Raw genomic sequence first — 24186 nt, 5'->3', positions numbered from 1 at the left:
TTCACTTAAATCCTTCTAAAAAGAAAGGATTTGTAGCTGTTGTTTTTTAGGTGTCTGCACATTTAGCAAAACACAATGAATTCTTAATTATAGAAAATAGAAAAGTGGTAAAATCTTTGCGTTATTTTAAGATTGATGGTATTAATGAAGAAATATTATTGTCGGTTTTAGAAGAAGCACATCAACTTAAAGAGAAAGGTTTTTTACAAAAGAAAACAACTACTTTATTTTAAACTTTAATGCGGTTTGTCCGTTAAAATAAACATACAATTCATCGTTTTTAGGAGGCTTAATAATGGTTAAAATGGTGGTCTTTCCTTCAGTTTTAAAAATAGGTTTTTTAGCGTATTTATTTCCTTTGAAATTATAAATAACTTGATGTTTTTTATCTAGATTATTAAATATTAGCTCAATATTCCCACCTTTTTCTATGGATATAATTCCGTTTTTAGGAGAAATTAACGCAGCATTAGAAGCAAGAAATTGTTGTCCGTAAATTGGTTGGTTGTAAAATTCTTCTATGGTAATTCTTCCAAAACGTAGAATCCAAATTGAGTCATCAGGAAAATGTGTTTTAAAAATTTTCTCTTTTGGAATGTCGTAAAAATAGGGGTTAAATCTTTGTGTCCATTTTCCGTTTCGTTGAAAACCAGCAGCCCAAGTAGCATCTAACAAAAGCCATTTTTTATGTAATTTTACAGCATTCCAAGCATGATTAGAGCTTCTTTTTGGCTTGCCAATTTCGGCAGCAGAGTTTCTAACAGATCCCGTTACAACAGCGGCTTCAATGTTTAGTAAATCGCATATTTTTTTAAAAGATTGTGCATATTCTTCGCAAACACCCCTCTTTGTTCTAAAAGCGGTATGCACAATTTTATCTTTAGCTGCCTGAATTTTTTGCAATCTTTCGGTCTCGTTAGCATACCTAAAATGAAAGGTTCTATCGGTAGGATTGTAATATTCTTTTAAATTATATCGAATGTTTGTTGTCAACCAAAAAAAGGCAGCACGTACTTTTTCTTCATCTGTAGAAAAATCTTCTTTAATTCTGGAAGCTAAATCTTCTACTTTAGAAAACGCAGGATATTCTAAAACGAGAAAATCAACTTTATTAAAATTCTGACTTTGAGTTGTTGCTGTTATAAGGAGGAGTAGCAATAAGGTTTTTTGTATCATATTAAAAAGGTAAACAACATTAACCAAACAATTATTGTGCATTTCAGTTTTTTAATGTAAAAAAAAACCATTCAAACTTTTAAATTTGAATGGTTTATATAGGGTTAAATATAATTTTAGAAGTTATTAATTGTTTTTCTAATGGCAACTAAATTTGTTAAAAGTGCTTCTAAATTGTCTAAATGTAACATGTTTGCACCGTCAGATTTTGCATTTTTAGGATCGAAATGTGTTTCAATAAACAAACCATCTACATTATTCACAATTCCAGCTCTCGCAATTGTTTCAATCATTTCTGGTCTTCCTCCAGTAACTCCTGCAGTTTGATTTGGTTGTTGTAATGAATGGGTAACATCTAAAATTGTAGGTGCAAATTCTCGCATTTCAGGTATTCCTCTAAAATCTACAATCATGTCTTGATAGCCAAACATAGTTCCCCTATCTGTAATCCACGCTTTATTAGAACCGGCATCTTTAACTTTTTGCACGGCGTGTTTCATCGCAGACGGACTCATAAATTGTCCTTTTTTTAAGTTGACCACCTTTCCTGTTCTTGCAGCAGCCACTACTAAATCTGTCTGGCGTACTAAAAACGCAGGTATTTGCAAAACATCTACGTATTCTGCAGCTTTTGCAGCATCAGAAACTTCGTGAATGTCTGTAACTGTTGGTACATTAAAAGTTTCTGAAACTTTACGTAAAATTTTTAGTGCTTTTTCATCTCCAATTCCTGTAAAACTGTCAATTCTACTTCTATTTGCTTTTTTAAAACTTCCTTTAAAAATATAAGGAATCTTTAACTTGTCGGTAATAGAAACTACTTTTTCAGCAATTCTTAATGCCATTTCTTCACTTTCAATAGCACAAGGTCCTGCTAATAAGAAAAAGTTATTAGCGTCTGTGTGTTTTATATTCGGAATTTCAGATAAAATCATTTGTTAGAATTTTCAACAAAAATACGAAATTAATTTAGCTATATTTATGCTTTTAAAACTCAAATAGAATGAAAAAAGTAATCGTAGCAATTTTAGCCTCAATAAGTATAATTTCTTGTGATAGTGCTAAAAATTCATCCACAAAAAAAAGTGTTTCTTCGCAAACAACTTCTTCAGAAAATATAATGTTAATAGATTCTAACACAGTTAGAAAGCATTTGTACACATTAGCAGATGATGATATGGAAGGAAGAAAATCTGGAACCCCAGGAATTGAAAAAGCAGCAGTCTACATAGAAAATGAATATAAAAAAATTGGTTTATCTACTTTTGGCGATTTAAAAAATTACAGACAAACATTCACTTTTAAGGATAGAAGAACCAAAGAAGACATTACTTCTAGTAATATTTTGGGTGTTTTAGAAGGGAAAAGTAAAAAAGACGAATACGTAATAATTTCTGCACATTACGATCATTTAGGAATGAAGCAGAGTGGAGAAGGAGATTTAATTTACAATGGTGCAAATGATGATGCTTCTGGTGTAGCTGGTGTTTTGGCTTTGGCTGCGTATTTTAAGACAGTTGGTCATGAAAGAACCATTGTGTTTGCAGCTTTTACTGCAGAAGAAATGGGCTTAATTGGCTCTACTCATTTCGGTAAAGGAATTGATGCGAGTAAATTTGTAGCGGGAATTAATTTAGAAATGATTGGTAAAACACCAAGTTTCGGACCTAATACGGCTTGGTTAACAGGTTTTGAACGTTCAGATTTTGGAACTATTATTCAGAAAAATTTAAAAGGAACAGGATATCAATTATTTCCTGACCCTTATAAGAAATTTAATTTGTTTTTTAGATCAGACAATGCATCTTTAGCAAGGTTGGGCGTACCTTCTCATACCTTTTCTACAACGCCAATAGATGTAGACAAAGACTATCATCAAGTTTCAGATGAAGCAGAAACCTTAAATATGACAGTGGTTACGCAAACAATACAAGCAGTAGCAAAAGGGACAGAAAGTATTATTAACGGAAAAGACACACCTACAAGAGTAGTTATCAAAGAAAATAAATAGTCTTATGAAACAGATTAAATTTATTTTTCTATTTATTATAATAGGTTGTTCTTCTTTTTCTAAAGTAATTACAGACTATAATGCTAAAGAAGATTTTTCTAAGTTTAAAACTTTCGATTTGTATGAAGATAATGGAGAAAACTTAAATGAATTTGATGTAAAAAGAATTACTAAAATCATTCAAGAAAACTTAGAGAAGGTAGGTTTAAAACAAAATAAATCGCCTGATTTTTTTATTTATTTTGATACAAAGACAGTTGAAAGTCAGCATAAAAATACCATAGGAATTGGTGTTGGAAACGGAGGCGTAGGAATTTCTGGAGGAATACCAATTGGTGGTAAAAAATTAAATGAAAAACTGATTATTAAGTTTATCGAAGCTAAAACAAACGAGTTATTTTGGGAAGGTTCTTTAAACACTGTATTTAAAGAAAACAGAACGCCAGAAGAAAGAGAAACACATTTAAAGAAAGTGGTTCTAGATATTCTAGAGCAATTTCCACCAAAAAAGTAAAAAAAAATCCTCTAAAAATTAATTTAGAGGATTCTTTTAGTATAAAATATGCTATTTAAAATTGGTATCTAATACTAAATGCGATATCGCTACCATAGTTATCATAATAAGTGTCACCAAAACCAATTTCTGGTCTTAAATCTAAAGAAAGTAAAATTGGAGCATCTGTAAAATTATATTCAATACCTATATCTCCAGCAGCAAAAATAAATGTTTCAGAATCATTATTCTCTTTACCACTAAAGTTACCTAAACCACCACCAACACCAGCGTACCAGTTAAATCCTCCTTCAATATTCCAAACCCACTGGTAAATACCCGTAGCTTTAAAACCATCATAATTTTTATTATCTCTTAAGCCTAAATCAATTTCTAATCTGTTATTACCACTTAATGCTCTTTGGTACGAAATTTCTGCTCCAAAACCATCATTATCTCCCAAACGCAATCCGATTGCATTTTTAGATATACTCTGTGCATTTGCTGAAAATGCACCAGCTACTATAAGTCCAATAATTAAAAGTGTTTTTTTCATAATTTATATTAATTTGTTTCTAGAACGAAATTAGACTTATTCTTTGATATAAATGATCTCAAATAAGTTAAAAATTGATTCAAATGAAAGATATTTTTTGTCCAAATTTTAGAGGCCTATTTTTAAACGAACGCCTTTCGAGTGACTGCTAAACTCCGGTGCGTACATACTCTGTATCGTAGTAATTCCGTTGCTAAAGTCACCAGTATTGTTAACCCTAACGTCATATTCAAAAACATAAATTCCTTTAGGTAAACGATCAAAAAAGAAATTTGTTGCTGCATCTTTTGTACTTTCATAATACCCTAAGTTATCTTGCCATTTGTACTTAGAAAGTACACTAATTGGTTCTACACCAGAGGCTCTCATATCTTTCATGTGAATAAATTCCATGTCTCTATCTGAGCGTAGTTCTATTCTTACTGTAATTAAATCGCCAACATTTAATTGTGTTTTACTGTTGATTTCTTGTAACTCTTTACCGGTATCAGAATTTATCTTTAAGAATAATTTTTTATTTAATTTTAACGGAGTTTCTGCGGAAGTAATTTTGTCTAAATCTTCAAAATATTGCCAGTACAAACTTCCCCAAGCAATTCCGTTTCCTTTTTTAGAAAGAGTTACAGTTGCCATTTCTTTTTTAATATCACCACCATTCCAAGAAGTTTTAAAATACCCCGTTCCAGCTTCTACTTTTACATTTTCTAATTTTGTTGGTTCAATTTTCTCATTTCCAATCTCAATATCTACCATTTCTGTGATAGAAACCCAATCGCTTCCATTTAATAACAAAGCATACACTGCTTCTGTTGTTGCTTTCGTGGTTTTCCAGCTATTGGTTTGTTTATTCTTTAACAACCAAATTTTAAGGTTATCAATCGTTTTCTTGTCATTTTCTATTTCAGCAAAAGTTTCAATTAATAAAGCTTGTGTTTCTACAGGTGCTTGGTAGTATTTAAATCCAACTGTATTCGTTTTCCAATACATTCCTAATTCATCTGAAGTGATTGAATTTTCTTTTAAAGATTTTAAAATTTTATTTGCAATCGCTTTTTTATCATTTCTAAAAAGTGATAAAGCAATTTGTCCTTTTGCATATAAATTATAAGTATTCCAATATTTTTCAGATTGATTACTGAAGTATGAAACAGCTTTTGCTGTCTTTATGTTCATTGGAATATTTGCATAAAAACTTCGCATGTATAAATACTGAATAGCAAAATAGTTTAAATGATTTTGTGCTAAAAATTCTTCATATTTCTTATTTCCTTTTTTATTTTTGATGCTTGCAGCTCTTTCTAAAAGTTTTTCATAATGTTCTAAGACTTCTTCATCAAGATATTTCACAGCCTTTTCAATCATTACTGTTGTTGATGAATTAAAGGTTGAAACTCCTAATTTTTGTAAATGTCCGAAACCAGTAGCAATGTGTTGTGTAATAAAAGTGTTTTCGTAGCGACTGCCCTTAAACCAAGGAAATCCGCCAGAATTCAACTGAATATCTTGTAACTTGTGCAACGCTTTTTCTTGCTCATTCTTCATTTTATTTAAATCGAATAATAAGGCAATTCTTTTCTTTTGTGCTGTTTCAGATTGCGCATCTCTTAACCAAGGTGTTTCTTGAATAATCAACGATTTTAACTCTTCATTCTTCTCTAAATTACTTAACAAAGCATCCGAAGATTTCCACGCATTAAAAACTTCTTGAATTCTAGGATTTGAATTTGCTATAAAACTCGCCAAGGTATTTGCATAGTATTTAGAGAAGGTTTGTTCTGCACATTCATAAGGATATTCCATTAAATACGGTAAAGACTGAATTGCATACCAAACAGGGTTCGAGGTCATCTCTAACGTTAATTTGTGGTTTTTTAAAGTTGAAGACGTATTGTTTTTTAATTTATCTAATGTAAAAGTTTTGGTTTCGTTAGAACGAAGCCACATTGGTAAAGTTTCTGTAACCAACATTCTGTTAGATAAAACGGGTAAAACGTTTTGTTCTCCGTCAGAAAAATCGCCAGCTTTTGCTAGTATTTTATACTGAACCGCTTGCACTGTTTCTGGTATCGATAAATTCCAAGAAACACTAGTATTACTATCTTTATTTACCGTGAATTTTTTGGCTGAAGTTAAATTTTCTAAATCAGCATCAATTTCTTTTCCTGTAATTGCATCTGTCAAAATTAATTTTGCAACACCAGATAATTGGTTGTTCGTTAAATTTGTAATTTTGGTACTCAACGTAATTTTATCACCTTCTCTTAAAAAACGTGGTGCATTTGGTACGACCATTAATTCTTTTTGAGTAACGGTTTGCAATGTTTTAATAGACGATTTTAAGTCTTTGGTATGTGCTAATAATTGCAATTTCCATTTTGTTAATGCTTCAGGCATTGTAAAAGAAAAACTTACTCTACCATCTTTATCTGTTTTTAATTGTGGAAAAAAGAAGGCAGTTTCTTTGAAGTTTTTACGTGCTTGAATTCCATCAAAAGAAATTTCTTTATTTTTCTCTGATACTTTGTCAACAGTTACAACTTCATCTAAATTACTTTCTGAAGGAATAATCACAGATTCTTCAAGTTCCATTTCTTCTTCTACTTGAACTGAACCAGTTAGAGATTGTCTTTTCTGAGTTCCATAACCAACTACAACAACTTCATCTAAAGATTGTAAGTCTTCTTTTAGAGCGATATTTAATTCAGAAAAATTTGCTATTTCTACATCTAAAGAAGTGTAACCGATGTAGCTAAAAGTTAAAATATCACCTTTTTTAACTTCTATAGAATAATTTCCGTCAAAGTCTGAGTTCTTACCGTTTATAGATCTACCAATTAAAATATTAACTCCTGGCAATGGTTCATTGTATTCATCAGTTATAACACCGTTGATGGTTCCATTAAATGTTCCTGATTTTCTGATTGCAACCTTTATTTTTTTAGGTTTAAACTTATACACTAACTTATTCCTGTAGTTATTATTAAGCCAGCTGTTATTATTAAAGCTAAATCCAAACCAATTATAAGTAGCATTATTTATAGATGGATAATTTGCGTAATTTCTACGATCATTTTTTATTTGAAAATTATTAATTCCGAAACTTTGATTCGCGTTACTCGTTTGGTAAGAATAATACCTTCTTTTATTTGAAATAGGATTGAATTGCCAATTGTGCAACCTGAACTCATCTAAAGAGGCATCATACATAGAAGCCAACATTTCTGCCACAACTTTGTCATTTTTATCATCTTTAATGGTAAAACTCCAAGTTTCTTTAGACCCTGGTTGAAGTTTGTCTCTAAAAATATTCGTTTCAATTGCGATGCTACTTTTTGGTGCTTCAGAAACGTTGATAAGTAAACTTCCGCTTTTAAAATAATTGTAATTTACAAAGTGATATTTTACTGCAAAACCACCAATATCTTTTTTGTTTACTGGAATTTTAATCGTTTTTGTCTTGTTGTTTAATTTTATGAAACAAGTTTCAATAATTTTATGGTTCTTTTCAATTTGAACAACAACTGTCATGTCTTTTGAAGCAGTACCAATTTGAATTTCTACAACATCATGAACCTTATAATTATTTTTATTAGTATGAATAACAAACAATTTATGGTCTGAAACTTGATTTTCTTTTGTTGAAAAAAGACTGAACTTTTGTTCATCTTTTACCTCTTGCCCAAATATATCTTCACTTTCTAAAACAGCAATGTATTTCCCAGAAAGCCAATTTTTCATATTTTTTAACTGAATTTCTTTAGCCTCTTTAGTGTCAAACCTTTTTGTAAATACCAACGCTCCTTTTTTCCAATTTTCTTCATTTTCTTCTGCTTCTGAATACGGATCATTAGGAAATAATTTTCTGAATTCATTTTCAGAAATATCTTGATAATCGGGTGCAGACCAAGGTCTCTCTCTCATCGGATTTTTAGGCGCTTGTAATTTGTAGATTTTTATAGTTCCATTAGCCGCAACAAATTCGCCATTTAAATTTTTTGTATCGATATTTAGAGTCGTTTCTTGCTGGTTTTTATCGATGTTTGCATCCATAGAAATAGTTGCCAGCAAAGAATGGTACCCAACTTTTACAATGGTTGTAGCACTTCTAGTTTCTCCATTAACATCGGTAACATCTGCCGTAATCTCATAAGAAAAAATAGGGTTGTTTTCTTTAGAAACAGAAGCATCGGGAATTGCTTTAAATTCTATAGAAAAAGCACCAGAATCGTCTGAAGTCATTTCTCCGCTTATTATTTCTTGCGCTTCAGAATTAAAATTAGGTCTTCTCCAATAATACCAACTCGGATATTGCACTTTTCTATGAACTCTGTAAACTACTGTTGCATCTGTAATATTCGCACCAGAAAAAGACTTGGCAAATCCTTGTATTTTAACAGTGTCATTTACTTTTATACTTTCTGTAATCGGTTTAAATTCAGTTTTAAATTTTGGTCTTTTATATTCTTCAACAGAGAATGAAATATAGCCACTATCGAAATCTATATTTTCATAAAAAGTTTTATTACTACTGCTACTTTCATCAATTTCTATAGAAAACTCTCCAGTTAAACCATTATTTGGTAACATAAATTCACCTGCCACAGAACCAAATTCATTTAATTTTAGTTCTAATGTTTTTACAACCTGATTGTTTACATCGTTTAAAGTTACTTCAATAAATTTGTCTTTTAAAACCTCTAATTTTTCTAGTTCTTTTTGAAGGACTATTGCTTTAAAATAAACAATTTGTCCTGGTCTATAAATGCTTCTATCCGTAAAAATAAAAGCTTTTATGGTCGTTTCTTTATCAATATTATTGTTATTGTTTGAGGTAAGATTGTACATATAAGAACTACCGAAACTAGCTTTATCATTCTTTGTTGTTACAGTAATTATTACATTAGAATAGCGATTTGTACTTTTAAAAGAGGCAAAACCATTTTTGTCTGTTTTTAGGGTTTTATCTATCGGAGCGCTATATCTATGATTTGTATTATGGTTTTTAATATGGATTTCTGCATTTTTAATTGGCTTTCCATTATTTCTATCCACAATTTGATAATTATAGCTATCATCAAAAGTATTTGTAACCAAGGTTAAATTAGTCGTTTGAACTATTGTAGTTCCGTAAATAGAATCATCTGTAATTTCCTTTTTTTCTGAAGCTAGAATTAAATACACTCCACCTTCAAGTTTAGGTACAAGTACTTCTGTAGTATGTTTTAAATAATCAGTTTCATCTCTTAGTGTAGTTTTCCAAGCATTTACTTTTTGCAATTTTTCTAAGAACGAAACCTTCTCTTCACTTTTATAGATTTTATTAAAAGCGATTTGTTGTTTTTCTGATATTTTATACGCACTAAAATAAAGTTGATCGATGTTTTTATAAGAAACCAGAACCCTAGAATTTGTATTGATAGGAATGTATTCTTCTGCTCTTATAGAAAGTGAAGTATCTAAAATTTGCGCTTTTAAAATTGCAGATTTTTTAGCCCCCAAACTCTTTGGAAATTTTTTGATGATTTCATTAGAAAGGGCAAGCGCTTTTCTATTTTTAAAACGGTCTTTTTCTTCTATTGAGTTTTGAGTTTCAGTTGCTTTTTGATGTAGTATTTTGGCAATTTCAAAACTGTACAAACCACTAGATTCATGATCTATATTATTTTTTCTAGCGTTTTCTAAGGTTTTTAAAAATAATTCTTCTTTATTACGGATGGTTGCATTGTTCTTTACAAAATGCAATCTTTCTAAATCTACTGCAGCTAAGGCATTTTTATTACCTTCTTTTATGTGAAATTTGATTAATTTTTGATACGTTTTTAAAGCATTCAATTGTAAAGAAATACGATCTTTTGATGTGATTTTTATAGTTGAAAAGATACTGGCATTATTTATATAATCTACATGATCAATGGTGAATTTATAAGAAGGTCTTACAATAGAAGTTTCTGATGATTTGTAGAAGTTTAAAGCATTATTTGCTAAAAAATCATATAAAGTCGGACTATAAGTCTTATTCTCTTTTTGAAGTTGAAGAATCTCTTGAAAAGCACCAATAGTTATTTTTTGAAGTTTCGATTCGTTTGCCAAAGAAGCATTAAAATAATACTGAATTTCTTTAAAAAGTGTGTTCAAATCCCAAGTTCTAAAATCACCAGAATTCACTTTGTTTTTTGTGGCAGTTCTATTGTAAAACTGGTATTTATGCTGAGTAAAATATTGCCAATACAGATTTGCCAATACATTTTCTAAGACATTTTTTGTAGGAAATTTACTCTTAGAAATATGATGTTTAAATTGATGAATTACTTTTAATTGTGCATCTTCTTCTAAAATTAAAGAAAATTTACTTTTGTAAAAAAGCGCTTTAATTATCTGAGGAGAATTTTCTTCTTTGTTTGCTTTTACATAAATTTTTTCAACAATTTCTAAAGCCGATTTAGGTAAATTATCAACCTCTAACTTTTCGACTTCTATCCAAAGCTTCTCAAAGTTGTTTTGAGAGTTTGTGGTTAAAGAAAAGAAGGTGGTCAATAAAAGTATTATTGTTGTCTTTTTCATAATCAATATGTTTAATGTTTTCAAAGCATGTCAAAATTAGGTTGCATGTCAATTAAAAATTAATAAAATGGCACCTTTTGTGTATAAAAGTACTTTTTAATTGAGTTTGGTTCTAAATATAATCAATATTGTAAAGAGCTTTTGTATTTTTGCTTTTTTAAAATTTTCTCAAATGAACATTCATTTTATTGCCATTGGCGGAAGCGCAATGCACAATCTTGCAATCGCTTTATACCAAAAAGGATACCAAGTTTCTGGAAGTGATGATACAATTCACAATCCGTCTAAATCTCGCTTAGAAAAATACGGATTATTGCCAAAAGAATTTGGATGGTTTCCAGAGAAAATAACATCAGATTTAGATGCTATTATTTTAGGAATGCATGCGAAAAAAGACAATCCAGAATTGTTAAAAGCACAAAAATTAGGATTGAAAATTTATTCTTATCCAGAGTTTCTGTACGAGCAGTCTAAAAATAAAACACGTGTTGTAATTGGTGGTTCTCACGGAAAAACTACCATTACTTCTATGATTTTACATGTGTTAAATTACCATGAGAAAGAAGTAGATTATATGGTTGGTGCACAATTAGAGGGTTTTGAAACGATGGTTCATTTAACAGAAGAAAACGATTTTATTGTTTTAGAAGGAGATGAATACTTGAGTTCGCCAATAGATATGCGTCCGAAATTTCATTTATACAAACCCAATATTGCATTGTTAAGTGGTATTGCTTGGGATCATATCAATGTTTTTCCAACATTTGAAAACTATACAGATCAATTTAGAATTTTTACAAATTCGATGGTACATGGAGGCAGTATGATTTACAATGAAGAAGATATAATTGTAAAAGATGTTGTAGAATCTTCAGAAAATCATATTAAGAAATACCCTTATACAACTCCAAAACATTTTATAGAAAACGGAATTACGTATTTAGAAACATCAGAAGGTAACTTACCTTTAGAGGTTTTTGGAAACCATAATCTTCAGAATTTAGCAGGTGCAAAATGGATTTGTCAACACATGGGAGTAGATGAAGATGGTTTTTACGAAGCAATTGCAAGTTTTAGCGGTGCAAGCAAACGCTTAGAAAAGATTGCAGAAAATAAAGCTACTGTAATTTTTAAAGACTTTGCACACAGCCCAAGTAAAGTTGCAGCAACTACAAAAGCAGTTAAAAACCAATATAAAAGTAGAACCGTTTTAGCGTGTTTAGAATTGCATACATATTCTAGTTTAAATGCAACGTTTTTAGCAGAGTACAAAGGTGCGTTAGATCCGGCGGATAAAGCAGTGGTTTTTTATTCTCCTGATGCTGTAAAAATCAAACAATTAGAAGAAGTTACCAAAGAACAAATTGCTGCCGCATTTGAAAGAGATGATTTGATAATTTATACAAATCCGCAAGAATTTAAAGACTTTTTATATCGTCAGAATTTAGATAACACAGCGCTTTTATTAATGAGTTCTGGTAATTATGGTGGATTGGATTTAGAGGAATTGAAAACTATGATTTAGTTTTTTTAATTCTTAATTGAATTAATTTTTCTCTTTGCCAATTTTTATCTGAAGTTCTATTCATTAACCACTGTCTGTACTCTTTATTAAAAAGTGATTTTTTAATAATATTCAGTCTGGTTTTTATAAATAATTTTCTATCTATTTTTACGTATTCTTTCTTCGTTCTTTCTTGATGCTTTAAATCATTTAAAAATTTAGAGAGATACGCCTCAGTTTCTTTAGTCTTTTCGTATTTTAAAGATTGTACGCTACCAAAAACAATGTGACAAGAAGCTGCAAAACAATTTAGAGGGTTTTTTAATGTTTCAAAATGATCAAAAGCATTGATAACAGGTGTTTTTTTAGACAGTAAAAAAACATCGTAAGCATTTCTTAAAGCGATATTTTTGTAGTGAATTCCGCCATCATTTATTTGTTTAGCGATGATAGATAGCGACAGTTGATTTTTAAAACTCATCACATTCATTCCGTTTATTATTTGGGAATCAGCTTTGATAAGGTTGTAATTAAATTCGAGCGCATATTTTTCTAATAAAAGCTCTTTATGCACTTCAACAGCAGCAATTCTGTCTTTATGAATTAACCTTGGTTGATGTTTGAATTGCGGAAAACTATAACCTTCATCTGTTACTTTGTTATAATTGTTATTTTGAAGCAATTCATAAGATTTTTCATAGTCTTTCTTAGCAACGATAAAATCGATATCACCAACCATTCTTTCTGAAATATCATCATACAAACCTTCTAATAAATTCCCCGTTCCTTTTAAGAAAATGGGAGTAATATTATTTTGTACTAAAAGTTGATGAACCGCTTTCGCTTGTATTATAATTTGTGTGTTTCTATCCCTATTTAAATCGGTAATATGAATCATGTAATTCACCAATTCTTCAGGTAAAAAATGAAGAAATCCGGCTCTTTTTAGATTGCAATATAATGCAGGAAAAACATAATGAGCAGTACTTAATTTTACAACAGCATCCCAATCAATTTCTTCAGTTTTTAATTGGTTTTCAATTTCATTTCTGTTTTTTTCTTCTAAAGAAATAGTTAAACATTTTGCAACGAAAAATAAGCTTTCTTTATAGTTCATCATTAAAAATTTTAGACACAGTTGCAATCATTTCTTTGTTTTCTGAATACGTTATTTGATAACAGTTTAGAGTATCAAACCAATCTAAAAATACTTGTGCATTCTCTTTTATTGGTGACAACCAAGAATCAGGTACTAATTGTTGAAAAGCATCAATTTTAGATATTTCATTACAGATGATATCCGCATCTTTTTCATACTTTATAAAGATCAAATCGTTACAAGTTAGATGCACGTTAAAATCCGTGTTATTTGGTTTCAAATACCGAACAACTTTATTTAATCTTTTAAAATGATACTCTGCAGAACTCTCTAATTCAGGATAAAGTGGAAGTAATGTTTTTAAACTATTTTTTTTGATCGAGATTGCAGCAGGAAAACTATATACTTCTTTTTTATGAACATCCATTGGTACAAAATCATCTGCTAAGCAAGTGAAACCGTTTCTTTGCAGTAACGCTAGGGAAGTACTTTTTCCGTTGCCAGAATCGCCTAAAAATAAAATAGATTTTTTTCCATTAGAAACTGCAGATGCATGAAAAACACCCAACCATTCGCTTTCTTCTTTTTGATGAATTTTCTGAATCAATTCCATAGAAAATTTTCCTTGAAAAAAATGGATTTCTTCTTTATTCCAAGCACCAATAAAAGCGTTGTCTACATAAAAAAAAACAAAATTATTATTTAAGAAAACTGTAAAAGTAGAAGAGATATCGCTAGGATCTGTAACCTCTAAATGTGCAAATTTAGGGTGTACCAAATACAATTCATATTCAGATGAGAATTGAACCTTAAAAATAAGTTTGTTTACCTTGTAATATTTTGTGAACTCGTACTGTTTAGGTTTTTTTATATCTCTATAGTCATTAATAATTGTAGTTTCTTTCACTAATTTAGGAGCATAAATTTTCTTTTCTAAATCTAAAATAAAATCAATTGTTTTTTCTAGAGGCACTGCTAATTTTTTAGCTAATGTGGTTGCTATTTCTTTTACAGAAACACCTTTACTTAATCTTTCTAAAATATCTGCTGTTGTATTCTCTAATACCAAATATTCATTCGATTTTTCAAACCAAACAATCGTTTTATTTGCTACCGTTTTATGTACTATAGAATGCTCTTTATTCATAAAAATAAAAGTAGTCAATTTATTATTTAAACAAAAAAAATACCTCAAAAATTGAGGTATTTTTTTAAATATATTTGAAGTGCTTAAAACATTGTTCCTGGAGCTCCAGGAGCTCCTGGACTTTGTGCTTGTGCTTTTTGTGGATTTAAAATCATGTAAGTACCTAGTGCAGTTAATGCTGCATATTTACTATAAGACCCTATTTTTTTAAGCGCATCTTTACGCGTAATTTCCTGAACTTTATCTTGCGTTTTTTGTATCTGCTTTTTCATATCGTTTCTTTATTTAAAATTCTCGTTATTACTCTAAAATAATTTTCTTATTCAGTTTTCCTATTTCCGTTTCTAACTGAACAATGTAAACTCCTTTCGCTAATTTGGGTAAAGAAACTTCTTCAATTCCGTTAGCAGTAAAAGAGGTTTTCATTATTTGTTTTCCTAGAATATTAAATAAAGTAATGCTTGTAGCCTCTTGCTGTAAACCAACTATTTTTAGTGTAGAATTATCTAATTTATAAATGCTAATCTTTTCTAAACTTACGTGGTTGGTAGATAAAACCTTTTGCGCGGTATGTATGTAAAATCTTCCTATACCTTTTAAAGTTTTAGTTAAAGTAATTTTATAAACAGATTTTGCTTCGTCTAAACGATTAAATGTATTGGCTTCTCTATCCTCTAGAAATACTTTTAGATTTTTAGGTAGATTCGAAACTTCCGCAGAGAACATTATTTCTTTGCCTTTTTCAGCATTTACACCAACAGGAATTATTGTGTTTTCATAATTATCGTTTGATAGCGATTGAATTTGATAGTTTTTACCTAGATTTTCTGTTACTAATTGTGTGTAGACTGCAAAAGGATAATTTCTAAATAATTCACCATCATAGCCTGCATCAAAAGCAGTTGTAGCATTCTCTAAATAATAAATTTTAGCATATTGGTTTATGGTACCATCTGTAATAGATATTTTAATTTGAGTGTTAGTAGGCTTTTTTTGAAAAGTATCAGTGCCTGTATTATGACTTTGATTCGCTTTAGAAAAATTAAAAATACCACCCGCTGTATTTGCTTTTACAAAGAAACCTTGCCCCGGAGCGATCATAAAATTACTTCCAACGCCTTTAACTTCATAAGCGCCATTAGTACCTAATGTCTGATTCCAAATCCATAAAGTTTTGGTTTCAGAAATAGCATTTTCATTATTTAAGAACGTAGCACTATTTATAAATGCAGTATACGGGTTACTTAAAGCATTAAAACGGTTACCATCTTTTATAAGAGTTACATCTTCACCTGCATTTGCCGTGTGTATTGTTCCTGAAAAAGAAATAGTACCAGTTGCTGTTCCTTTTTTTAATGAATACCCTTTACCAGTGATAAATGAACCTGCATTCGTATTATCATCGAGCAAATAACTCCAAGAGTCTGAAATGGTAGTATAGGTTGCAATTCCTCTTTTAGAACCACTTGAGGCTAAAGCATGAGACGTTGCATAAGCTTTATTATATATTTGACCAGAAACAGGAGCTCCAACGAGGTACCATCCTTTTAAATTCCCAGAAACAAAATCGATAGTTCTATTGTAAGTTACATTTCCAGAAATAGTAGCTGTGCCTTCTGCGATTAAACTAGCTTCAGAGTCGATAACAATTTTATTTACAATGACATTACTACCACTGGAAATTGTTGGGTAATTCGTTAACCCTGCAGGAATACTGACATTATCTGTTGCAATAGGAATTGAACCTGAAGTCCAATTTCCAGTTGTTAACCAATTATTACTTAGACTACCACTCCAAACTAACGTAGAATTTATTTTTCCTAAACTAGCAATACCTTTAATAAAGTCTACATCATCTGTATTTGTACCATTAGGAATTCTTTGTACAGACTCATTTGCGGCGGAATCTGCAGAGCCTTTAGGGGCTTCACCTGCGGCAATACCCAAGGTTACGGTGTCTATGATTGTACCAATATTATTCTTTAAGTTAATTGTAATACTGTTACTCATTTGAGCACTACCTGTAAGGTTTCCTAAAATTAGAAAGTCTCCATTTTTTGTACTTGTGAATGTTCCTCCGTTATTAGAGATGTAGTTTGAAACATCAAAAGCTCCACTATCTGTTAGATTACCAATTATATCCGAACCATCGATTAATTCAATAGTCCAATTTGTTAAATCTAACCCATCCGTTTTTATGAATAGTTCAAGCCATTCATCTGTGTTTGTAATCGAATTTGTACCGGGGCTTCCATTAAAACCATTACTGCTCCAATCTTGTTGTGGGTCTGTTACAATTTCATTAATTACAATGTTTTGTGAAGTTGTGTTAGTGATGCCAAACGTTAAAAATAGGGCACACCAAATACTCGTTAAAATTTTTTTCTTTTTCATATTTTTTTTCTTAGAACCCTAAAGTAATAAAAAAAAATTAAAATTAGAATGTTACAAAGTATTAATTAACAGAAGGATAGCAGTTTTTAGTTTTTACGCCAAAAAAACGGAGTAAATAAAATAAGTACTGTAAATAATTCTAAACGACCAATTAACATCAGAAAAGAACAAAACCATTTGGCACCGTTAGACAAATGTGCAAAATTATCTACAGGACTTACAGAGCCAATTGCGGGACCGATATTACCTAAAGAAGATGCTGCTGCACCTATTGCAGACATAAAATCTAAGCCAAATAATGTTAAGATTACAGAAGAAATAATAAAAATTAACATGTAAATAATAAAAAAAGACAAGATATTAAAAACGATAGTTTTGTTTACTGTTTTTCCGTCATATCTAACAGGAATGATTGCATTTGGATGCAATGCTTTTTTAAATTCTAAAAAACTATTTTTTAACATAATAATATGTCTCACAACTTTTACACCACCACTTGTAGAGCCTGCAGAACCTCCTGTGAAAAATAAAGCAAAGAAAACACCAGTAGCAAAGAAGTTCCACATTGTAAAATCTGCAGAAACAAAACCAGTTGTGGTTACGACAGACACAACCATAAAAAGTGCATGTCTAATAGCACTTTCTGTTTTTCCGAATACTTCTGGGTGTGCTAAAACAGTTTCTAAATTTGGATCTTGAAAAAAGATGATAACTATTGCGATAACAGCAGAAACTCCTAAGGTACCGAATAAATAATACTTAAATTCTTCACTTTGAAAAACTTTCTGAACTTTCCCTTTTAAAGCGAAATAGGTTAAAACAAAGTTTGTACCTGCCACAAACATAAAGAAGATGATAATGTATTGTATTAGTGGTTTGCCGTTATAAAAAGCAATGCTATCTCCTTTTGTAGAAAAACCACCTGTACTCATTGTTGCCATGGCATGATTTATGGCATCAAACCAAGTCATACCAGCAAACTTCAATAAGAAAAATTCAACTAAAGTTAAAATAACATATATTAAATATAATCTTTTAGCCGTATCGGTAATTCTAGGGTGTAATTTATCTGCGGAAGGTCCGGGGGCTTCTGCCATAAAAAGCTGCATTCCTCCAATTCCTAAAAGCGGTAAAATAGCAATGGTTAAAACAATAATTCCCATTCCACCAATCCAATGGGTTGCGCTTCGCCAAAAAAGAATTCCTTTAGGCATATTATCGATATCCGTTAAAATAGATGAACCTGTGGTAGAATACCCCGAAATGGTTTCGAAAAAAGCATCGGAAATACCTGGTATTGCTCCCGAAAGTAAATAAGGTAACATTCCTGTAAAAGAAAGTGTTAACCAACCTAAAGTTACAATTAAATACCCTTCTTTTTTCTGAATATTTGTATTTTTAGGTTTGTTTAGAAAGAATAATAAAACACCAATAAAAGTGGTAATGATTCCCGCATTTAGAATTCCCCATTTTTCAGGTTCATCATAATACATGCTAAAAGGAACTGTTAAAAACATAAACAATCCATTTAACATGGCTGTAATTCCTAAGAAGCGGTAAATTATTTTTGTGTTTAAAGCTCCCATTTATCTAAATAGACTTTCTACTGTGTTAACAGCTTCGGGTAAACAAAATACAATTACTTTATCTCCGCTTTGTATTTGCATTTCACCAAAAGACATATAAGGTTTTCCGTTTCTAATAACGCCACCAAAAACAGCTTCTCTAGGAAAGTTTAAATCTTTAATAGGTTTCTCTGTTACTTTTGCATTTGGCTGTACTTCAAACTCAAAAACTTCAGCATCTATATTGTGTAAATTTGCCAAGGCTAAAATTTCACCTTTTCTAATATGTCTTAAAATATTACTTGCAGCAATTAATTTTTTATTGATTAAAGACTCAATACCAATTGTTTGAGAAATTTCAATATAATCCATGTTTTCTACTAAAGCGATTGTTTTTTTAACTCCTTTAGATTTTGCAACCAAGCAAGACATAATATTTGTTTCAGAATTACCCGTAACCGCAATAAATGCGTCTGTTTCTCTAATGTTTTCTTGTTCCAATAGTTCTAAATCGGTACCATCTCCATGAATTATCAAAACCTTTTCTAGCTCTTCAGCAAGACTTTCTGCTTTTTCTCTATTTTTTTCTATCAATTTAATATCGAAACCTTCTTGACAAAGATTTCTTGCCGTTTTTTCTCCAATACTACTTCCACCAAGAATAATCACATTTTTTATATCAAATTTTGTCTTCCCAATTATTGGGTACAAATCTTTCATATTGTAACTTGGTACAGAAAAATATACTTGATCATTTAGTTGATACGTAGTGTCTCCTCTAGGAATAATAGTTTGAGAAACATTGGCTCTTTTTATGGCAATTGTAATAAAGTCGACATGTGAAAACTTCTGTTTGGCTTCTTTTACGGTTAAGTTTACTAATGGAGATTTATAACTTAAAGCAGTTCCCATCACATTAAAAAGTCCACTTTCAAACTCTACAGTGTCATTAAAAGAAGACTGCTTTAACAACATCTTTATTTCATTTGCCGCTAGCTCTTGAGGCGAAATCATAAAATCTAAACCAAATTGTTTAAAATCTACTTCGCACTCATTTAAAAATTCTGGGTTGTCTATTCTAGCAATTGTTTTTTTAGCACCTAAAGATTTACCAATTACAGAAATTGTGAAATTTGTATTCTGACTTTCTGTAACAGCAATTAATAAATCGGCAGAACCAATACCAATCTCTTTTAAAAGTTTTATAGAGGTTGCATCTCCTTTTTTGGTGATTACATCTAAATGATTGTTAATATAATCTAACTTTTCACCATCAAAATCGATAACATAGGTGTCTTGAGATTCGTAAGAAAGTAATTTTGCTAAATGAAAGCCAACATCTCCAGCTCCTGCTATAATAATCTTCATGTGTAAAATAGAATAGAATATAAGGAGCAAAGGTACGAAAGTCTTCAAACTGATTTTTATAAATTGATTTTTCTTTTTAGACTCGCTTTAGTGTCGTAAATAAGTGTAAAAAGCTTAATTCCTATTTTGTACATTTATAAAAAAAAGACACATGGAAAAATTAACGATAAAATCTTGGGCTTTAGATGATAGGCCGAGAGAAAAATTAATAGCCAAAGGAAAAGCGGTATTGTCTGATGCTGAATTGATTGCGGTCTTAATAGGTTCTGGTAATAGGGAAGAAAGTGCTGTTGCATTGTCTAAACGAATTTTACAATCTGTAAATGGTAATATTCATGAACTCGCAAAACTATCCGTAGAAAAACTAACAACATTTAAGGGAATTGGAGAGGCAAAAGCAATAAGTATAATTACGGCCTTAGAACTAGGAAAAAGAAGACAATTAGAAGTTGCTCTAGAGAAACCAAAAATTACAAGTAGTAAAGATGTTGCAAACGTAATGCAATCTATTATTGGCGATTTAGAGCATGAAGAATTTTGGGTGTTGTTTCTAAATAATTCCAATAAAGTAATGGCAAAATCTCAAATTAGCAAAGGAGGTTTAACGGCTACCATTGTAGATATAAGATTGGTTTTTAAAAGAGCTTTAGAATTAGCGTCAGTTGCAATTATTGTGTGTCACAATCATCCTTCAGGAAAATTAGCACCCAGTAATGCAGACAAACAGTTAACACAAAAAATTAAAGAAGCAGGAACTACTTTAGATATTAAACTCTTAGACCATTTAATTATTACTGAAAAAGCGTATTTTAGCTTTGCAGATGAGGGAATTTTATAGTTGTAATTTGCAGTCTTAGTTTTTATAAAGAAACTAGCTGAAAAGAGACAACTAAAAATGACCAACTAAATGAAATAATGATATTAGTTTACACACATAAAATTACACCAAGAGTTCGTTATATATTTAAACATATTTTAACAAGAACGTTGTTAATTCCTGTTCGTTTTACCACTAAAGTGGAAGAGTTTGTGGCACATAACGGCCCGAAATTAACGTATACGAAAACACCCTTAGGAAACGAGTTTTTTATAAAAAGTAACGATCTATTATTTGAGCAAGGTGTAAATGATTTAGAGACAAATATTCAGAAATGGGAAGAAGTTCCTTGTTTTTTCGGAGCAGGAAGTAAATCTGCCATTCCTTTTGATATTTTTGCAGCAAGTTTCTATTTAATTTCTCGTTATGAAGAATACTTACCACATGTAAAAGATGTTCATGGGCGGTATACACCATCAGAAAGTTTAGCGTTCAAAAGTGGTTTTCTAGAAAAGCCCGTTGTAGATATTTGGGCTTATAAATTATTAGCAAAATTAAAAGAAAAATTCCCAGATTATGAATATAAGAATAGATCTTATAACTATATATCTACCATAGATATAGACAATGCTTTTGCATATAAATATAAAAATTTTATAAGAACGTTTGGTGGTTTTATAAACGATTTGTTTAGGCTAAGGTTATTGGATGTTTGGTACCGATTTGCGGTGGTTTTAAACATTATGAAAGACCCGTTTGATAATTTTCAGAAAATATTAAAGATTAAAAAAACCAAGGATATTAAAACTATTTTCTTCTGTTCGATCGGAGATTATACCACTTTCGATACGAATGTTTCTGCTTCTAAGAGTAAATACAGATTACTTATTAAAGACTTGGTAGACTATGCGAGCGTTGGTTTGCATCCGTCTTATTTTACCATGCAAAATGCAGCGCTTTTAAAGAAAGAAAAAGAACGCCTAGAAAACATTACAAATACACCAATAAAAAGATCTAGACAGCATTACTTGCGCTTTAATTTGCCCGAAACCTATCAACAATTAATAGATTTAGAAATAGAAGAAGACCATTCTATGGGGTATGCAAGTAAAGTGGGGTTTAGAGCAAGTACGTGTACGCCTTTTTATTTTTACGATTTAGATTTTGAAATTCAAACACCATTAAAAGTATTTCCTTTTGCTTTGATGGACACTACTTTAAACGATTACCTAAAAATTACACCCAAACAATCTTTAGGTAAAATTAGAGATTTAAGAAACGAAGTAAAAGCAGTAAATGGCACCTTTATTACGCTGTTTCATAATGAAAGTTTAAGCAATCACATGCGTTGGAGAGGTTGGAGGCGTCTATATGAGTCTATGATTAAAATTGCCATTTCTTAGCATGATAAACTACGTTAAGAGAAAAGATTTAGATGTTTTAAAGTATGATGTTTGTATAGAAAAGGCAATACAGTCTAGAATTTATGCGTGTTCTTGGTATTTAGATATTGTAGCAGACCATTGGGACGTTTTAGTTTTGAACGATTATGAAGCCGTACTACCAATTCCGTTTAACAGAAGTTTTTTCGTAAAATATGTTACACAACCTTATTTTTGTCAGCAATTGGGTGTTTTTTCTAAGGATGTAATTTCAGAAGAACTTCAGAAAGAAATGCTAAATAAAATTCCGTTTAAATTCTTAAAAATTTCTTTAAGTCTAAACGTTGATAATCTTTTAGTATCAGAAAAAACAAGACGAAAAAATTATACATTAAAGCTCTCTAAAGAATTTTCAGCAATACATAAAGGTTTTTCCAAAGGAAGGAAGCATGCTATAAAAGTAGGAGAGAAGGCGGGTTTAAAATTGACTTCTGTTACCATTGATGAACTTATTGAAATTCAAAGTAAAAATTATACATATCAAATACCAAAAAGGACATTAAAGAATTTAGTAAACGTATTTATTCAGAATAAAAAAGGAACCGTTTTAGGTGTTTTTAAAGACGAAGAATTATTAGGTGGAGGTTTTTTTATAAATGATAAGGATAAAGTTATCTATCTGTATGCTGCATTTACAAAAGAAGGAAGAAAACTACAGGCAGCAAGTTTTTTGATTTCAAGTATGATAAAAAAACATGAGAACTCTAATGTTATTTTAGATTTTGAAGGAGGGAATCTGCCCAATATCGGAAAATTTTACAGAAGTTTTGGTGCTGAAGAAGAAGTTTATTCTACCTTTAATAAAGCTTTTCTATAGAGTATTTTAAAACAAATAAAAGATAATATTCCTGTGAACCACATTAAAATTGCAGAGGTTATTGCAGCTCCTTTAATGCCATATTCTGGTATTAAATAATAATTACTAACTACATTTATAAGTAAAGCAATGTTAGCGATGTAGTAATTTACGTTGGCTTTTCCTATAGAAGAGAGTAGATTTCCAAAAAGTCCTCTAAAAATAAAAATTCCAGAGACTCCAATCATTAAAATAAAAAAAGTGGATGTATAGGTTGTGAAGCGATCATCAAGCAAGCTTAAAACAAAACTTCCGAAGAAATAAGAACCTACTATTAGTAAAATACTTATTGTTAGAAACAGTAGCATGTAACTTTTAATGTACTCTTTAATATAAGTGTTATCATATATTTTCTCTGTAAAAGTTACAAAATCTGTTGCAATAAAAACGCGAGGTAAAAAGAGCAAGCTAAACGGAATTAAAGAAACATATCGATAGTTTGTAACCATTTCTGCGTCTTTAATTAAATAGCCAATTAATAAAATATCTACTACAAAAAGCAGTTGTGTTACTACGTTAGATAAACTTGCGAAAAAGCCATATTTCCAAAAAGAATTATCTGTAATATTTAACTTTTTCTTAAGTTTAAAATTAATATTTACTTTATTAATAAATAGGAAAGAAGTTAATAAAGGCGCTAAAAGTAGTGCAATTGCATAGCCAACTTCTTCGAAAAAACAACTTAAAGTAACAACACTAGCCAGTAATATTATGCTTTGTGTAATTTCTGAAAAAGCAAAACCCTTATTGTTGTGACTAAGCCTTAACTGTGCCTTTATAATTTCTAAAATAAATGAAGGAATGATTATAAAAGACAATAAAAATAAATAGATTTTTGTGTTTTCAAATTGAAAGTTGATAAAAAAAGCACTTATAGAAATGAAGGCAATTAATAGCAAAGAAACAAGTAGTCCTTTTTTTAAAACATAGAGAAATAAGCTGTTTTTTTCTTCATTAGTTTTTAATAAAGCTCCATACCTTAAAAAACTTTGATGTAAGCCTAAACCACTTATGGGAATTACAAAAAGAATTATATTATAGGCAAAAAGTACGACGCCTAATTCTTTATTAGGAATTAATTTTAAAGCAAACCAAGCCGCTAAAAAAGAAAACAATCTTGCAAAAATGGTTGCTAACAAAACATAGCTTCCTTTTCTACTTAAAAAATTTGAAATGTATGAAGTTATTAAATTCAAG

Annotated in this window: 18 protein-coding genes; 7 read left to right on the top strand and 11 right to left on the bottom strand. The window is 30.4% G+C overall.

The window, feature by feature from the left end:
• Positions 1 to 50: 50 nt before the first annotated feature.
• A complete protein-coding gene (locus ES045_RS16695) occupies positions 51 to 233 on the top strand; it encodes a hypothetical protein (protein WP_223267261.1) in 183 nt (60 codons plus the stop codon).
• Here the strand turns inward: ES045_RS16695 and ES045_RS14020 are convergent.
• Both ES045_RS14020 and kdsA read right to left on the bottom strand, forming a co-directional pair.
• Positions 220 to 1176, bottom strand: coding sequence for a transglutaminase domain-containing protein (locus ES045_RS14020; RefSeq protein WP_223267260.1), 957 nt, complete (start codon positions 1174 to 1176; stop codon positions 220 to 222). The two genes, ES045_RS16695 and ES045_RS14020, sit on opposite strands and share 14 nt — an antisense overlap.
• A 116-nt stretch (positions 1177 to 1292) precedes the next feature.
• Positions 1293 to 2111 (bottom strand): 3-deoxy-8-phosphooctulonate synthase, encoded by an 819-nt coding sequence (kdsA, locus tag ES045_RS14015; RefSeq protein ID WP_147116905.1) that lies wholly within the window; start codon positions 2109 to 2111, stop codon positions 1293 to 1295.
• Between the two features lie 68 nt (positions 2112 to 2179).
• On the opposite strand from kdsA, the gene ES045_RS14010 reads away from it, so the two are divergent.
• Both ES045_RS14010 and ES045_RS14005 read left to right on the top strand, forming a co-directional pair.
• Complete coding sequence (locus ES045_RS14010) at positions 2180 to 3187, top strand: M28 family peptidase (RefSeq protein WP_147116904.1); 1008 nt, start codon at positions 2180 to 2182, stop codon at positions 3185 to 3187.
• A gap of 4 nt (positions 3188 to 3191) precedes the next feature.
• A complete protein-coding gene (locus ES045_RS14005; RefSeq protein WP_147116903.1) occupies positions 3192 to 3701 on the top strand; it encodes a DUF4136 domain-containing protein in 510 nt (169 codons plus the stop codon).
• Positions 3702 to 3756: 55 nt separating this feature from the next.
• Here the strand turns inward: ES045_RS14005 and ES045_RS14000 are convergent, their stop codons facing one another.
• Together ES045_RS14000 and ES045_RS13995 are read right to left on the bottom strand one after the other, a co-directional pair.
• Complete coding sequence (locus ES045_RS14000) at positions 3757 to 4236, bottom strand: hypothetical protein (protein ID WP_147116902.1); 480 nt, start codon at positions 4234 to 4236, stop codon at positions 3757 to 3759.
• 108 nt (positions 4237 to 4344) lie between these two features.
• Entirely contained in the window at positions 4345 to 10797 is a 6453-nt protein-coding gene (locus tag ES045_RS13995; RefSeq protein ID WP_147116901.1) for an MG2 domain-containing protein, read from the bottom strand.
• A 172-nt stretch (positions 10798 to 10969) separates the two neighbouring features.
• Between ES045_RS13995 and ES045_RS13990 the strand changes: the two genes are divergently transcribed.
• Positions 10970 to 12322, top strand: coding sequence for a UDP-N-acetylmuramate--L-alanine ligase (locus ES045_RS13990; protein WP_147116900.1), 1353 nt, complete (start codon positions 10970 to 10972; stop codon positions 12320 to 12322).
• Here the strand turns inward: ES045_RS13990 and ES045_RS13985 are convergent.
• The 6 genes from ES045_RS13985 to trkA all read right to left on the bottom strand — a co-directional run bounded on the left by ES045_RS13985 (position 12312) and on the right by trkA (position 19874).
• Positions 12312 to 13418 carry a nucleotidyltransferase family protein gene (locus ES045_RS13985; RefSeq protein ID WP_147116899.1) on the bottom strand — a complete coding sequence of 369 codons (1107 nt, stop codon included), beginning with the start codon at positions 13416 to 13418 and terminating at the stop codon, positions 12312 to 12314. The two genes, ES045_RS13990 and ES045_RS13985, sit on opposite strands and share 11 nt — an antisense overlap.
• Positions 13408 to 14547 carry a hypothetical protein gene (locus ES045_RS13980; RefSeq protein ID WP_147116898.1) on the bottom strand — a complete coding sequence of 380 codons (1140 nt, stop codon included), beginning with the start codon at positions 14545 to 14547 and terminating at the stop codon, positions 13408 to 13410. The genes ES045_RS13985 and ES045_RS13980 overlap by 11 nt, the downstream gene beginning before the upstream one ends.
• Positions 14548 to 14630: 83 nt before the next feature.
• Positions 14631 to 14819, bottom strand: a complete 189-nt coding sequence (locus ES045_RS13975) for a hypothetical protein (RefSeq protein WP_147116897.1) — start codon at positions 14817 to 14819, stop codon at positions 14631 to 14633.
• Between the two features lie 28 nt (positions 14820 to 14847).
• Positions 14848 to 16941, bottom strand: coding sequence for a T9SS type A sorting domain-containing protein (locus ES045_RS13970; protein ID WP_147116896.1), 2094 nt, complete (start codon positions 16939 to 16941; stop codon positions 14848 to 14850).
• 86 nt (positions 16942 to 17027) lie between these two features.
• Positions 17028 to 18527 (bottom strand): TrkH family potassium uptake protein, encoded by a 1500-nt coding sequence (locus ES045_RS13965; RefSeq protein WP_147116895.1) that lies wholly within the window; start codon positions 18525 to 18527, stop codon positions 17028 to 17030.
• Positions 18528 to 19874, bottom strand: coding sequence for a Trk system potassium transporter TrkA (trkA, locus tag ES045_RS13960; protein ID WP_147116894.1), 1347 nt, complete (start codon positions 19872 to 19874; stop codon positions 18528 to 18530). It lies immediately after the preceding gene.
• A gap of 151 nt (positions 19875 to 20025) precedes the next feature.
• On the opposite strand from trkA, the gene radC reads away from it, so the two are divergent.
• The 3 genes from radC to ES045_RS13945 all read left to right on the top strand — a co-directional run bounded on the left by radC (position 20026) and on the right by ES045_RS13945 (position 22950).
• On the top strand, positions 20026 to 20712 hold the full coding sequence (gene radC / locus ES045_RS13955) for a RadC family protein (RefSeq protein WP_147116893.1): 687 nt from the start codon (positions 20026 to 20028) through the stop codon (positions 20710 to 20712).
• A gap of 77 nt (positions 20713 to 20789) precedes the next feature.
• Complete coding sequence (locus tag ES045_RS13950; protein ID WP_147116892.1) at positions 20790 to 22094, top strand: polysaccharide deacetylase family protein; 1305 nt, start codon at positions 20790 to 20792, stop codon at positions 22092 to 22094.
• Between the two features lies 1 nt (position 22095).
• Positions 22096 to 22950, top strand: a complete 855-nt coding sequence (locus ES045_RS13945; RefSeq protein ID WP_147116891.1) for a hypothetical protein — start codon at positions 22096 to 22098, stop codon at positions 22948 to 22950.
• Here the strand turns inward: ES045_RS13945 and ES045_RS13940 are convergent.
• Positions 22920 to 24185, bottom strand: a complete 1266-nt coding sequence (locus ES045_RS13940; RefSeq protein ID WP_147116890.1) for a polysaccharide biosynthesis C-terminal domain-containing protein — start codon at positions 24183 to 24185, stop codon at positions 22920 to 22922. The two genes, ES045_RS13945 and ES045_RS13940, sit on opposite strands and share 31 nt — an antisense overlap.
• Position 24186: the final 1 nt, after the last annotated feature.

The sequence above is a fragment of the Polaribacter sp. IC073 genome, from assembly GCF_007997075.1.
GTDB lineage: Bacteria > Bacteroidota > Bacteroidia > Flavobacteriales > Flavobacteriaceae > Polaribacter.
The sequence above is the reverse complement of the archived record's forward strand: the minus strand, read 5'-3'. Positions and strand labels throughout refer to the sequence as shown.

Coding starts and splice junctions, on each gene's coding strand:
- ES045_RS14010 (WP_147116904.1), top strand. CDS start 2,180: ATGAAAAAAGTAATCGTAGCAATTTTAGCCTCAATAAGTATAATTTCT.
- ES045_RS13945 (WP_147116891.1), top strand. CDS start 22,096: ATGATAAACTACGTTAAGAGAAAAGATTTAGATGTTTTAAAGTATGAT.
- ES045_RS13990 (WP_147116900.1), top strand. CDS start 10,970: ATGAACATTCATTTTATTGCCATTGGCGGAAGCGCAATGCACAATCTT.
- ES045_RS13980 (WP_147116898.1), bottom strand. CDS start 14,547: ATGAATAAAGAGCATTCTATAGTACATAAAACGGTAGCAAATAAAACG.
- ES045_RS13965 (WP_147116895.1), bottom strand. CDS start 18,527: ATGGGAGCTTTAAACACAAAAATAATTTACCGCTTCTTAGGAATTACA.
- ES045_RS14020 (WP_223267260.1), bottom strand. CDS start 1,176: ATGATACAAAAAACCTTATTGCTACTCCTCCTTATAACAGCAACAACT.
- kdsA (WP_147116905.1), bottom strand. CDS start 2,111: ATGATTTTATCTGAAATTCCGAATATAAAACACACAGACGCTAATAAC.
- trkA (WP_147116894.1), bottom strand. CDS start 19,874: ATGAAGATTATTATAGCAGGAGCTGGAGATGTTGGCTTTCATTTAGCA.
- ES045_RS13975 (WP_147116897.1), bottom strand. CDS start 14,819: ATGAAAAAGCAGATACAAAAAACGCAAGATAAAGTTCAGGAAATTACG.
- radC (WP_147116893.1), top strand. CDS start 20,026: ATGGAAAAATTAACGATAAAATCTTGGGCTTTAGATGATAGGCCGAGA.
- ES045_RS13950 (WP_147116892.1), top strand. CDS start 20,790: ATGATATTAGTTTACACACATAAAATTACACCAAGAGTTCGTTATATA.
- ES045_RS14000 (WP_147116902.1), bottom strand. CDS start 4,236: ATGAAAAAAACACTTTTAATTATTGGACTTATAGTAGCTGGTGCATTT.
- ES045_RS13970 (WP_147116896.1), bottom strand. CDS start 16,941: ATGAAAAAGAAAAAAATTTTAACGAGTATTTGGTGTGCCCTATTTTTA.
- ES045_RS14005 (WP_147116903.1), top strand. CDS start 3,192: ATGAAACAGATTAAATTTATTTTTCTATTTATTATAATAGGTTGTTCT.
- ES045_RS13985 (WP_147116899.1), bottom strand. CDS start 13,418: ATGAACTATAAAGAAAGCTTATTTTTCGTTGCAAAATGTTTAACTATT.
- ES045_RS13995 (WP_147116901.1), bottom strand. CDS start 10,797: ATGAAAAAGACAACAATAATACTTTTATTGACCACCTTCTTTTCTTTA.